At 32.4% G+C, this 13,340-nt stretch carries 11 protein-coding genes; 9 read left to right on the top strand and 2 right to left on the bottom strand.

The annotated features are described in order from the left end of the window. Positions 1-30: 30 nt before the first annotated feature. Positions 31-2,148, bottom strand: coding sequence for a sigma 54-interacting transcriptional regulator (locus Q0845_RS15345; protein WP_298514936.1), 2,118 nt, complete (start codon positions 2,146-2,148; stop codon positions 31-33). Between the two features lie 324 nt (positions 2,149-2,472). On the opposite strand from Q0845_RS15345, the gene Q0845_RS15340 reads away from it, so the two are divergent. From Q0845_RS15340 to Q0845_RS15315, 6 genes are all read left to right on the top strand, one after another. Further along, positions 2,473-3,189, top strand: a complete 717-nt coding sequence (locus Q0845_RS15340) for a pirin family protein (protein ID WP_298514993.1) — start codon at positions 2,473-2,475, stop codon at positions 3,187-3,189. A gap of 55 nt (positions 3,190-3,244) precedes the next feature. After that, positions 3,245-3,994 carry a hydrolase gene (locus tag Q0845_RS15335; RefSeq protein WP_298514933.1) on the top strand — a complete coding sequence of 250 codons (750 nt, stop codon included), beginning with the start codon at positions 3,245-3,247 and terminating at the stop codon, positions 3,992-3,994. A 69-nt stretch (positions 3,995-4,063) separates the two neighbouring features. Continuing rightward, on the top strand, positions 4,064-5,863 hold the full coding sequence (locus Q0845_RS15330) for an amidohydrolase (protein WP_298514930.1): 1,800 nt from the start codon (positions 4,064-4,066) through the stop codon (positions 5,861-5,863). Positions 5,864-5,921: 58 nt separating this feature from the next. After that, positions 5,922-6,446 carry a YceI family protein gene (locus Q0845_RS15325; protein WP_298514928.1) on the top strand — a complete coding sequence of 175 codons (525 nt, stop codon included), beginning with the start codon at positions 5,922-5,924 and terminating at the stop codon, positions 6,444-6,446. A 98-nt stretch (positions 6,447-6,544) separates the two neighbouring features. After that, entirely contained in the window at positions 6,545-7,906 is a 1,362-nt protein-coding gene (locus Q0845_RS15320; RefSeq protein WP_298514925.1) for an alginate export family protein, read from the top strand. Positions 7,907-7,931: 25 nt separating this feature from the next. Next, positions 7,932-8,216 (top strand): GNAT family N-acetyltransferase, encoded by a 285-nt coding sequence (locus Q0845_RS15315; RefSeq protein ID WP_367180673.1) that lies wholly within the window; start codon positions 7,932-7,934, stop codon positions 8,214-8,216. A 72-nt stretch (positions 8,217-8,288) separates the two neighbouring features. Here the strand turns inward: Q0845_RS15315 and Q0845_RS15310 are convergent, their stop codons facing one another. Continuing rightward, positions 8,289-9,227 carry a hypothetical protein gene (locus Q0845_RS15310; RefSeq protein WP_298514920.1) on the bottom strand — a complete coding sequence of 313 codons (939 nt, stop codon included), beginning with the start codon at positions 9,225-9,227 and terminating at the stop codon, positions 8,289-8,291. A 265-nt stretch (positions 9,228-9,492) separates the two neighbouring features. Here Q0845_RS15310 and Q0845_RS15305 point away from each other — a divergent pair, with 265 nt between their 5' ends. From Q0845_RS15305 to Q0845_RS15295, 3 genes are read left to right on the top strand one after another with little or no spacing between them, the layout of a single operon-like run. Continuing rightward, positions 9,493-10,008 carry a sigma-70 family RNA polymerase sigma factor gene (locus tag Q0845_RS15305; RefSeq protein ID WP_298514917.1) on the top strand — a complete coding sequence of 172 codons (516 nt, stop codon included), beginning with the start codon at positions 9,493-9,495 and terminating at the stop codon, positions 10,006-10,008. Positions 10,009-10,056: 48 nt separating this feature from the next. Next, positions 10,057-10,980 (top strand): FecR family protein, encoded by a 924-nt coding sequence (locus tag Q0845_RS15300; RefSeq protein ID WP_298514914.1) that lies wholly within the window; start codon positions 10,057-10,059, stop codon positions 10,978-10,980. Then, positions 10,980-13,301 carry a TonB-dependent receptor gene (locus Q0845_RS15295; protein WP_298514911.1) on the top strand — a complete coding sequence of 774 codons (2,322 nt, stop codon included), beginning with the start codon at positions 10,980-10,982 and terminating at the stop codon, positions 13,299-13,301. Before Q0845_RS15300 ends, Q0845_RS15295 begins: the two co-directional genes overlap by 1 nt. Positions 13,302-13,340: the final 39 nt, after the last annotated feature.

Here is a 13,340-nt window from a genome sequence, read left to right as displayed (position 1 = left end):
ATAAAAACTGAATATATTTATTTAAAAAACTTATTTCTTAAGCACAATTTCTTTCTCAATCCCAAGTCGTTTCATTTTAGCGAAGAGTGTTTTGTCTTTCATATTTAATATTAAGGCAGCACCTTTTTTTCCACTTACTCGCCAATTGGTATAATTTAAAATCTTAATAATATAGTCACGTTGCATTGTTTCAAATGATTTGAAATCCTCCGCCGTACTTAAGTTTTCTGTTTTTGGCATCCAACTTCCTGGGTTAAGCGTTGTGCCGTTTTCAATAATTACTGCGCGTTCTATTAAATTTTCCAACTCCCTTATATTACCGGGGAAATTATAATTCATTAATACTTCTATCGTTTTTTTAGACAAACGTCTAAAAGCTTTACCAGCTTTTGCTGAATATTTTTCTAAAAAGAATTGCGCCAAAAGCGGAATATCTTCTTTTCGTGCACGAAGTGGGATGTTATGTATTGGAAATACATTCAATCTATAATAAAGGTCTTCTCTAAATGTACCTTCTTTAATCATTTCTTCGAGATTTCTATTAGTGGCAGCGATGACTCTAACATCTACTTTGATCGTTTTTGTGCCTCCTAATTCATCAAATTCACCTTCTTGCAATACACGCAACAATTTTGATTGTAAATCAATGGGCATTTCTCCTATTTCGTCCAAAAATATTGTGCCGCCATCTGCCAATGAGAATTTTCCAACTTTATTATCTATAGCACCTGTAAAGGCTCCTTTTTTATGTCCAAACAATTCACTTTCAATCAATTCTTTTGGCAAGGTTGCACAATTAATTTTGATAAGCGGTCTCTCTTTTCGTAAACTGTGGGTATGTAATGCTCTTGCTAATAGTTCTTTTCCTGTTCCTGATTCGCCATTGATGAGTACTGTTGTATCTGTTGGAGCTACTTGGTTTACCTGTTGTAAAATTTTGGCATACGCTTCACTTTTATAAATAATATTATCCGCATTTACTTTAATGCTGATTTCTTCTTGTAAATATTCGTTTTCACTTTCAAGACGTTCTTTTAAAGATTTTATTTCTTCTAATGCTTCATATAAGTTTAAGTCGCGGATTTTTCGTTCTGTAACATCACGTATTACAGCACAGTTGTAATCTTTTCCATTAAATTGAAGATGGTTGGCTGTAATATCTGCTGGGAATTTTGTTCCATCTTTACGAGTTATCAGCCATTCAAAACGGATGGAGCCTTTAGAAACAATTTCATCAAAATGATCACGCCACCAATCAGGTTTTACGCTAGCGTCTAAGTCAAAAATAGTAAATTGATCTAACTGCTTTTTTGAAAAACCTAATTGTTTAATGACAGAATTACTATAATGTAGTAAATCGCCATCTCTGTTATATAGATATATCAAATCTTCTGCATTATCAATGACGGCTTTGAATAATTGAAGCACATTCTCTTTCATCTGTTGTTCCGTAACATCTTGATAAACGCCTATGATTTTATAAATCTTGTCGCCTTTCAAAATTGGTTTAAGAACAGCTCTGATATATTGAGGCGGATCTGACTTTGTCTCTAAAATTTCATCAAAAGCTGCTGCATTTCGTATGACGCCACGCAATAAACTTTTTACCTTTTCAGCATCCTTAAAATGATGAATGATAGTAGCTGGCAGCAAATCATCTTTATCTTCTGTTTTAAATATTTTAAGTGTTTCTGTTGTTACAATAAGTGAAGCATCTTGTAAATTTAGTTTCCATCCACCAACATTGGCAATTGTTTCGGTATTTTCCATTAAGTTTTTGTAGAAACTAGATTGCGATATATCATTTACAACTGCGCAAATCAAATTTTTTCCATTATTTGAGAAAAATTGAGCAAAAATTTCTACTTCATAGAACTTCCCACTTTTATTTTTGTGAGTAGCCTTAAAATTATAAACCTTTTCTTTTTTTACAATTTCCCAATGATTTTTCCAACTTTCTGGAGTAGCGGTTGAATTGATATCAAGTATAGAAAGCTTTGTTATTTGAGCCTTTCCATAGCCTAATCGATTACAAAACTGTGTATTTGCATATACAATATTCCCTTCTTCATTCATCCACATTATTTCATAAGGCAGTACTTCAACCAACCAGTTTTTTACGAATGCTTCTTGTTTGTCCAGATTCATATCTCTTGAAATTATATTACAAAAATAGTTAAAATATTCTCATATAATAGAAATTTCTAATTAATGAGAAATTAAATTTCTGGCACACAAGTGGTAATTTCTTGATTTTCAGAAATTTAAATGAGTGGCACAAGATTAGCCTACTATATGCCAAACGAAACTACAATGAAACGTAAAGAATTTTTAAAAAAAGCAATCGCAGGAAGTTCACTTTCCATCTTAGGATTGAGTGCTTTCGCCAAAAATAAAAACCATGAAGAAGATGCTTCATCAAATACAGAAAACGTTGGTTACAATCATTTACCTAATAAAGAACATAAAACAATGAATACAGTACTTCATAAAGCAGACACAAGAGGAGATGCTAACCACGGATGGTTACAATCAAAACACAGCTTTAGTTTTGCAAATTATCACAACCCAGAAAGAATGCACTTTGGTGTTTTACGTGTATTAAACGATGATATTGTGGCTCCAGGGATGGGCTTTGGAACGCATGCACATCAAAATATGGAAATCATTTCTATTCCCATGGAAGGAGATTTGGAACATAAAGACAGCATGGGGAATACCACTGTTATTAAATCTGGGGACATTCAAGTATTAAGTGCTGGGACTGGAATTACACATTCTGAATACAATAAGAACAAAGACAAAAAGGTGAAATTTCTTCAAATATGGGTTTTTCCAAAAAAGAAAAATGTAACACCGCGTTACGATCAAATTACTTTGAATGTGAAAGATCGTAAAAATCAATTTCAGCAAGTATTATCTCCAAATCCTGAAGATCCAGGCGTATGGATTCATCAAGATGCTTGGTTCAATATGACCAATTTAGGTAAAGGGAAATCATTGAGCTATTCGCTTCAAAATCCTGAAAGAAATGGTGTGTATGCATTTGTTCTAAATGGTGATGCAACCATCAATAATCAACCATTAAACAAAAGAGATGGTTTTGGTATATGGAATACAGCAACCGTAGATATTATAGCTGATACAGATGCTGAAATCCTACTAATGGAAATTCCAATGAATTCATAAACAGTTAAATATAAACAAAATTAAGTATAACAGTCAAAGACAAAAAAATAAAAAAATGAAAACAATCAAAGTAACAATCGTAGCATTATTAGTAAGTACTTTAGCATTTGCTCAATGGGATATGTACAATCCAAACCCAAACAATGATCCAGCAAACGCTTCTAAAGAGTTATTAAATCCAACCAATCATACCTTATTAATGATTGATCATGAAAGTCAAATGGCTTTTGCAGTAGAATCACAACCTATAGAAGAATTAAGAAACAATACAGGTTTATTAGCCGCTTCAGCAACTTTATATAACGTTCCAACAATTATTACTACAGTAGCTGAGCGATCTTTTAGCGGTCCTGTTTTTCCAGAAATTAGAGAATATTTTCCTAATGAAAAAGAATACATAGATCGTACTACAATGAATTCTTGGGAAGATAAACGCGTAGTTGCCGCTGTAAAGAAAACTGGTAAAAAGAAACTTGTAATTGCAGGACTTTGGACAGAAGTATGTACGCTTTCAGCAGCATTATCAGCATTAGAAGATGGATACGATGTATATGTAGTAACAGATGCATCTGGAGGAACGTCACAAGAAGCACATGATATGGCAATTGCTAGAATGATTCAAGCTGGTGTAAAACCAATCACTTCACTACAATATTTATTAGAAATTCACAGAGATTGGGCACGCAGCGATAAATACATGGAAGTTGTGAAAATTTCAAAACGTTACGGTGGCGCTTATGGTCTTGGTATCGACTATATCAAAACAATGAACGAATGGGCAAAAGAAAACGATAATAAGCACTAAACATACTACGCATGCAATAACTAACAAAAGTGCTCATAGAAAAATGGGCACTTTTTAAAAACTTTCCAAATGAAAAAGTTAATATATATTATTTTCTTAACTCTCGCTTTGATAGCATGTGAAGATGTCAAAAAGAAAAATACAGCATCTGCTGATCTCATTATAACCAATGCAAAAGTAGCAGTAATGGATGGAAAAAGAACAATTACCGAAGCCATTGCTGTTAAGGATGGAAAAATATTGAAAACAGGAACTAATGAAGAAATTCTTGTCTTTGCATCAGATAATACAAAAACAATTAATGCCGAAGGAAAAACAATCATTCCTGGGCTAAATGACTCACATTTACACTTAACAAGAGGCGGAAGATTTTTCAATGCAGAATTACGTTGGGATGGTGTAAAAAGCTTAAAACGTGCATTGCAAATGCTAAAAGAACAAGCAGCACGGACGCCTAAAGGACAATGGGTAAGAGTCATTGGTGGATGGAGTCCTTTTCAATTTGAAGAAAAACGTTTTCCAACACCTGAAGAAATTAACGAAGCAACAGGAAATGTACCAACGTATGTACTTTTTCTATACAGCAGAGCATGGCTCAACAAAGCAGGTTTAGCAGCTTTAAATATTAACGAAACTACAAAAGCTCCAGATGGAAGTAGTTTTGAAAAAGGCGCAGATGGTAAGCTTACAGGAGTTTTACTCGCAGAGCCAAACCCTACCATACTATATGCGCGCATTGGTGCATTGCCACCGTTAACAGAAGCTGAAATGGTGAACAGCACGAAGCAATTCTACAGAGAGTTAAACAGTTTCGGAATTACAAGCGGAATTGACGCTGGCGGCGGCGGACACAAATTTCCAAAGGATTACGCTGGAACAAAAGTTTTAGCCGATAAAGGAGAAATGCCCATACGATTATCGTACTATTTATTTCCACAAAACAAAGGAAATGAATACGAAGAATTTCAAAACTGGATTGCTAACAATAAGGTTGGTCACAATGGAGAAATTCACTTAGATCATGGATATGAACTTGAAGGTGGTGGAGAGTTCCTTGCGTGGAGCGCAGGAGATTTCGAAAACTTTTTAGCACCACAACCACTACTTGAAAACAGGCCAACGTGGAGAGAAGATCTTAAAAAAGTCATCCGATTACATGTTGATAGTGGTTGGCCATTTAGAATTCATGCTACATACGGCGAAACCATCGCGAATATGTTAGACGTCATTGAAGAAGTAAACAATGAAACCAATGGAAAACTAGCTTCCAAGCGTTGGCTATTTGATCATGCAGAAACCGTAAAAGAAAAAGAATTGCAACGCATCAAAGCACTTAATGGCGGAATTGCAATACAAGCGAGAATGGCGTATGCAGGAGAATTTTTCGTAGAACGTTACGGTGCAGACAAAGCAAAACAGGCACCGCCAGTTCGTAAAATGATAGATGCCGGATTGCCAGTTGGTGCAGGAACCGACGGAACACGTGTGGCAAGTTACAATCCTTGGCCAGCCTTATATTGGTTAATTACAGGAAAAACTGTTGGTGACTTTCAATTGGCTGAAACAACAAACCAACTCTCAAGAGAAGAAGCCTTGCATTTATACACAAAAGGTAGCGCATGGATTTCTAACGAAGAAACCGTAAAAGGCACCTTAGAAAATGGCATGTTTGCTGACTTCGCCATACTATCAGACGATTATTTCACCGTACCAGTAGCTAAAATAAACGATATAAAATCTGTCTTAACTGTTGTAGATGGGAATGTAGTTTATGGCGCTCAAGAATATAAAGCTTTGAATCCTTCTTTACCAGAAGTGATTCCAGATTGGTCACCTGTAAAATACTATGGTGGTTATCAAAACCAATAAATCAAACTAAAAACAAACTAAAAACAAATCAAAAATTAATTTTAAATATTACACAAAAATGGAAACACAAGTAAAAACAGCATGGAACATTGATGCAGCACATTCAGAAATCAGTTTTAAAGTAAAACACATGATGATTTCAACAGTTACAGGACATTTTGAAAATTTCAATGCAATTGTAGAAACAGACAATTCACAATTTATTAATGCAGATTTCAGCTTTACGGCACAGATTGACTCTATTAATACCAAAAACAAAGATCGAGATGGGCATTTAAAGTCTGAAGATTTTTTCAATGCAACAACATATCCAGAAATGACATTCAAGTCTATATCGTATGATGGAAATAGCATGATTGGCGATTTAACAATTAAAGACGTAACTAAAGAAATCGAACTAGCTGTAGATTTCAATGGTATTGCTGTTGATCCTTACGGACAAACAAAAGCAGGCTTTGAAATAACTGGGAAAATCAATAGAAAAGATTTTGGTCTTACATGGAGTGCAGTCACAGAAGCAGGAAGTATTGTGGTTAGTGACACCATCCGATTAGTTATTGATTTGCAATTTATAAAACAGTAACTATTTATACGTAGTCAAAAAAATCCTTTATACATTCTTAAAATCTGATAAAGTTTTGATTTACAAGCAAATGATATTAATTCAAAAATTGTAAACCTATGCGTTGTTTGTATATCATTGTATGTGTATATATCGCTTTCGCGGAATCGGTCTCTGGGCAAGTTGAAGTGTCAACACCACCAATAGTAAACTTTACACTATTGCGCCAATATGATGCAATTCATATAGAAGAGCCTCAAAATACATATCAAAACCTAAAAAAACTATCGTTGGGAAGCAATACAACACTTAGTTTTGGAGGAAGTTATAGATTTCAGACAGAAGCGTTCATTCATGAACAATTTGAAAAAAAATCGGAACAAAATGATTTTTGGTTTCTCAATCGTGCCATGTTGCATGCACACTTAAAAATTGGCAATACTTTTGAATTATTTTCAGAACTCAATTCCAGTTTAATTACAAGCAAAGAAGCAATTGTTCCTGTAGATAAAGATGAATTAAGCGTCAATCAATTATTTGCTCGCTATCAATTTCACAAAAACTGGAATCTACTTATTGGAAGGCAAAATATGCGTTTGGGAAGCGGTAGATTGATAGACATTCGCGAAGGACCAAATGTGCGTTTATCATTTGATATGGTGCAACTACAATTCAAAAACAAAACTACGGGAATCACAGGGTTTTATGCCGTTCCAGTGCAACAAAAAGCAGGTGTTTTTGACAATGATTTTTTAGAAACAAATGAAACATTGTCAGCCTTGTATTGGACACAAAATTGGACACAAACGACCAATACAGATGTGTATATTCTTTACAAAGAAGAAGCACAAAAAACATGGAATCTAGGAACGGCAGATGACAATAGAATTTCCCTAGGGATGCGTCATTTTGGAACCTGGAAAGGTTTCAATTATAACAACGAATTTGTCTATCAATTAGGAACTTTTGGAGATCAAAATATTACTGCTTGGACGATTTCTTTTAATGTAGAAAAAGAATTTACAATAGGAGAAAAACCTATTACGCTAGGTATAAAAACAGAAGCTATTAGTGGCGATTCTGACGCAAGTGATGCAACCTTGCAAACATTTGATGCTTTATATCCAAGAGGCGCGTATTTTGGAAGAGTAGCACGTTTTGGTCCTTCAAACTTAATAGACATTCATCCGTATGCCAACCTTACACTAGGGAAACTGACACTTGAAGCTGATTACGTCACTTTTTGGCGATTTGCAACGAATGATGGAATTTACAATCCAGCCTTAATTTTAGACTATCCTTCTGAAAATAACCAACGCTTTATTGGACATCAATTTGGTACAATTGCCAATCTTGAGGTTTCTCCTTTTATTAGTGTTGAATTGGAATCAAATATTATTTTACCCAGTTCATTTTTACAAGAAAGTAATCTAGATGCTACATTATATCATTTTGTATTTACAACAGAAATACGATTTTAAAAAAATAGTAAATTTCAATTATATTATGGAAATAGAAATTAAAGAACAACTAAACAAAGGGTTTGCAATTGTAACCGAAAACGGAGAAAAAGCTGGAGTAATGACGTATTCCATTCCGCAAGGCGATTTTATCATTATTGATCATACCGAAGTTGACCCAAATTATAAAGGAAAAGGTGTTGGCAAAAAACTATTATATGCTATTGTGGAAAAGATGCGTGCCGCTAATCTAAAAATTCTTCCGTTATGTCCGTTTGCAAATGCAATGTTTAAAAAATTGGATGATATTAAAGATGTTTTGAAAAAATAAAATAATCATGAAATAAACCAACATTGAGGCTTTTAGTGATGGTCTATTGATGATGATCATTTCAAGGATTTTTCAATTACAATCTGCAAGAATAGTATTGAGTTCTGTTTCGCTATTTACAGTTACGATTAGTTGATTTTCAATTATTTCAAAGGGATATACAAAATCATAAAAAATGTTAGAATCGTCCAAAGCATTATTGAGTTCTTCATCGGTATTTACTTCTATAGTTGCTTGTTGGGGAGCTACGAGTTGAATAGGATAATTAAATGTGATACAATCTGTAATAGGAGTCGTTATATTGTTATTGATACACGAGCTCAATAAGGAGCCAAAGTCTTCACTGGTATGGATAATAATCTCAGTTGAAGTTTCTAATTGTGTCACTGTTAATGGAAACGAAAATTCATATTCATATTCAGTATACAAAGTAAGGTGCAGTGCTTCTTCAGAGTCTACAGTAATTATTTCATTATTCGAATTACTGAGCGTAACAGGAAAATTAAATTCAAAACAAGTATCAATAACAGATGGATGATATGAATACGAGCAGTTTTGAAGCGCATCATTTTCTGAAAACCCTTCGCATTGAGCTTCACAACTATTAAGAAATGATTCTATAAAGAATGTCCCAATTTCGTTTTCAATTTCGACACAAATTGGCACGTATGTTTGATCGCAGTTACAAGTGTTTTGCGAACCAAAATTAATGGTGTCTAAAAATTGAGCAAATGCTGTTTCATTTTGAATGGAAAGCAGTTCAATTTTTTTTGATTGAACATCAAGATATTTTACACTAAAAGGAAACGAAATGGAATTGATAAACAGGTTTGGTGTCGTACTAGTTGTAATGGTCATTAAATCAGAGAAATCTTGAACAGTCACAATTACATTGTTGTTAAAAGCAAGTTCAATAGGATATTGAAATGTATATCCAAAATCAAATAATATATGCAAATTAGGATTTAAAGAAACGTCAATAGTTCCGTCAGCATTAAGTAGTGGTTTCAAAACATCTACTGTTTCTGTTATGCTTGGACTTAGCGATGTTTCAATTGGTGTAACCAACACGTCATCGTTTGTACAAGACAAAAAAAGAAATGAAATTGAGAAAAATTGTAAGACTATATTTTTTAAAAAACGCATACTATTTAAGGATGTAAAATGATATAACTCTACTTTTATTCTTCCCTATGACAATTGAGATTGAAAAAACCCTACGTTGAAACTTTTTTTATTTTTAAGTAGTTTTGAATCGTTTACGATATTCAAATTTATGGAAAACGAATCAGAAAAGATATGTAATGATACAACTTTTGAAAAGTTATATCAAACATACGCAAAAGACTTAAGACGCTTTATATTTTTGAAGACGTATGAAATTCAAGCTGCTGAAGATATTTTACAAGATACTTTTTTGAAATTATGGGAGAATTGTAAAAATGTTAATTATTTTAAGGTGAAAAGTTATCTCTACACCGTTGCCACCAATATCTTTATAAACAAACAAAAAAAGAGGAAGGTTTTTGAAAAGCATCAATCTCGATTCAAAAAAAATACCACCAATGAATCTCCTGAATTTATTATGATAGAAAAAGAATTTTTGGTCAAAATTGAGAATGCCATAGCTGGATTGTCAGAAAAACAAAAAGAAGTATTTTTATTGAGTAGAATTGAAAAAAAAAAGTATAAAGAAATTGCAGTCATACTAAACATAAGCGTTAAAGCTGTTGAGAAGCGTATACATTTAGCAATGAAGTCAATACGAAAAGAAATAGGTGATATTAAATAAAAGTAGGGATTTATGATTGGATGGTGTCTTATTAATAAATGACGTATTATGAACGGTACAAAAGAAAATGAAAGAGACGAATATTATTTGGCAAAATGGCTAGATAAAAGTATGTCTGATGAAGAGTTTAAAGAAAAAGTTTCACCAGAAGCTTATGCTTCTTATGTGAAAATTAGAGATGGTATTTCTGTGTATGAATTATTAAATACACCTATTGATAATAGTTTTTTAAAAATAAAAGCTCAAATTAATCAAAAGAAAGTGAAGAAATTACCACTATTACGATATGTTGCTATCGCAGCTTCCATTATTCTATGTTTTTCTTTATATATCATATTTCAAAATGATACAATTGTCATAAATGCGGCCATTGCACAGCAAGAAAATGTGGTGTTGCTCGATGGTTCTCAGGTAATTGTAAATGCGAATTCTACATTGATATACGAGGAAAAAGATTGGAAACATAATAGAGAATTGTCACTTGAAGGAGAAGCGTATTTTGAGGTAAAAAACGGAAGTCAATTTACCGTAAAAACAACTAATGGAACTGTTAATGTTTTAGGAACAAAATTTAATGTAAAAACACGACAAGATTTCCTAGAAGTGACCTGCTATGAGGGAAAAGTAAAAGTAAGTTATGGAAATGAATCTAAAATTCTAACAGCTCTACAAAGTATTCAAAAAATAGATGGAAATTTATTAAAAGTCCAACAACTACCACATGACATATTAGCCCCAGCTTGGTTTCAAAATGAGAGTAGGTATAACAGTGTCCCCTTAAGATACGTATTGTTGGATCTAGAAAGTCAATACAATATTACTATTGATAAAATTAATATAGATGATACTTTAATTTTTACTGGCAGTTTTACACATACAAATAAAAGACTGGCATTACAGAGCGTTTTTCAAGCATTTAATATAAAATATTCTGAAAAAAATAAAGGTAAAATAGAACTTTATATGCATTGATGAGATTAATTATTAGTTGCTTCTTTTTTTTATTACCATTTATAACTTTTTCACAAGAAAAGGTGAGTGCTAATGTGAAATTCAATCAGCAGCCTTTTAAAGAAGCAATAGTTATTATAGAAAAAAAATATAAAGTGCGTTTTTCCTATTCGGAAAATCTAATAGATTCTTCTATAAAAATTTCTTTAGATTCAAGAGAGCGTACATTAGAAGAAGTTTTAATAGAAATTGAATCACAAACAAACCTTTTATTCGAGCGCATCAACGTTCGTTATATCATTATTAAAACTAAAGATACCCAAGAGAACTTAAATAACATTCAACAATTAGACAAGGTGTTAATAACAAGTTACTTATCAAGAGGCATTTCCAAAAATAAAGATGGTAGTTTTCAAATAAATCCAAATAAATTGCAAACATTACCAGGTGTAGTAGAACCAGATGTTTTGGAAAGTTTGCAGCAATTTCCTGGTGTTGTAAGCCTTAATGAAACCGCTTCTGGCATGAATATTAGAGGAGGAAATTTTGATCAAAATCAAATTCTCTGGGACGGAATCAATATTTATCATAAAGGGCATCTTTTTGGAATGATTTCTCAATTCAACCCTCATATTACCGAACGTGTTTCGTTGATTGCAAAAGGAACAGATCCTAAGTATGGTGAACGTGTTTCTAGTATCATTGAAATGAAATCGAATACTTCTATCCAAAACGAATTTGAAGCTGCTGCTGGAATTAATGGTATTAACTGGGACGCAATGTTAAAAATTCCAATCATTAAAGATACATTAAGCTTTCAAACGTCATTTAGGAGGAGTTTATTTGATTTGCATCAATCGTTTACCTACAAACAATTGAGTAATAAGGTTTTTCAAAATACACGAATTAGTACTGTAACCAATGCAGACAATCAATTCAGTTTTTCAGATGCGACTTTAAAAATTAATTACAAACCCAATAACAAAAATACACTTCACTTTAGCGCAATTACAATCAATAATTCTTTAAATTATATTTTACATGAAGATGATTCTAATGTTAGTTTTACAGATAGACTCACTTCTTCTAATTATGGGGTTTCGTTAACTTGGAACAAAATTTATACTGAAAATATTCAACAGGAAACTACAGCACATTATTCAAACTATGCATTTGATTACAACTTTATCACATCGGAGAATGAAGTGCAAGTTTCTGATTTTATAAAGCGGAACACTATACTTGATTCAGGTATGACAACTGAATTTCAATTTGAATTATCACCAAATAGAAAAATTACTTTTGGTTATCAATATGCACTAAAGGATGCTAAATATGCTTTTCTAAATACTTCCGATTTGTCTTTTATATTAGATTCAGATGCTTCCGAACGTTCTACTCATGCTCTTTTTGGAAAATTTAATTATCGAAAAATAGATTCATGGAATATATCTCTAGGACTTAGAGGTAGCTACTTTCCTGAATTACATACTGTAAAACTTGCACCAAGAATTGTGATTCTAAAACCAATTATGAAAAATTTGAATATACAGCTTACAGGTGAACTAAAGAATCAAATAATTAGCGAAGTAAATGAAACTGTTTTCAGCAATTTTTCACTTGAAAATACGATTTGGCGTTTGTCTAACACCGAAAATGTTCCTATTATTTCTAGCGCTCAGGTATCTTTAGGTTTTTTATATGCTAAAAACGGATTGACCTTTGATGTAGATTCTTATTATAAATCTATTGATAATATTACAGCATTATCACTTGGTTTTTTAAACCCAAATATGCCAAACTTTAATATTGGAAATCAATACATAAAAGGTGTGGAAGTTTTTTTAAAGAAGAAATTAAATCAATTAGAAGCTTGGTTAAGTTATGCTTACAGTGATTCCAAGAGCAAATATGAGAATCTTAATAACAATCAATACTTTAGGTCAAGTACAGAAATTAATCATGCATTATCAGGTTCTCTATTATTAAAATCTAAATCAAATAAATTTATGCATGCAATTGGTTGGCAATGGAGAACTGGAAAACCATTCACAAAATCGAGTTTGGATGATCAAGGAAATATTCAATTTATAGATGGTATCAATACAGGAAGATTGGCAAATTATCAACGGTTAGACTTTTCTTCAACGTATACTTTTAATTTCGAAAAAAATAAAAAACTCAAAGGGAAATTAGGTATTTCTATTCGAAATATTTTAAATACAAACATTTTAATTAGCAAAGAATTTACAGGAAATAACGATTTATCAACACCAATTAGGGAAATTGATAGATTTTCTTTGGGTTTTACACCTAATTTAATGTTTAGAATTAGTTGGTAGACCAAACTATAAAAAAAACACCTTACAGCAAAGATGCTT

The sequence above is a fragment of the uncultured Kordia sp. genome (genome assembly GCF_947489565.1).
GTDB lineage: Bacteria > Bacteroidota > Bacteroidia > Flavobacteriales > Flavobacteriaceae > Kordia.
This window is presented reverse-complemented; position numbering and strand designations above follow the sequence as displayed.

Coding starts and splice junctions, on each gene's coding strand:
- Q0845_RS15320 (WP_298514925.1), top strand. CDS start 6,545: ATGCGTTGTTTGTATATCATTGTATGTGTATATATCGCTTTCGCGGAA.
- Q0845_RS15335 (WP_298514933.1), top strand. CDS start 3,245: ATGAAAACAATCAAAGTAACAATCGTAGCATTATTAGTAAGTACTTTA.
- Q0845_RS15345 (WP_298514936.1), bottom strand. CDS start 2,148: ATGAATCTGGACAAACAAGAAGCATTCGTAAAAAACTGGTTGGTTGAA.
- Q0845_RS15295 (WP_298514911.1), top strand. CDS start 10,980: ATGAGATTAATTATTAGTTGCTTCTTTTTTTTATTACCATTTATAACT.
- Q0845_RS15315 (WP_367180673.1), top strand. CDS start 7,932: ATGGAAATAGAAATTAAAGAACAACTAAACAAAGGGTTTGCAATTGTA.
- Q0845_RS15300 (WP_298514914.1), top strand. CDS start 10,057: ATGAACGGTACAAAAGAAAATGAAAGAGACGAATATTATTTGGCAAAA.
- Q0845_RS15340 (WP_298514993.1), top strand. CDS start 2,473: ATGAATACAGTACTTCATAAAGCAGACACAAGAGGAGATGCTAACCAC.
- Q0845_RS15330 (WP_298514930.1), top strand. CDS start 4,064: ATGAAAAAGTTAATATATATTATTTTCTTAACTCTCGCTTTGATAGCA.
- Q0845_RS15325 (WP_298514928.1), top strand. CDS start 5,922: ATGGAAACACAAGTAAAAACAGCATGGAACATTGATGCAGCACATTCA.
- Q0845_RS15305 (WP_298514917.1), top strand. CDS start 9,493: ATGGAAAACGAATCAGAAAAGATATGTAATGATACAACTTTTGAAAAG.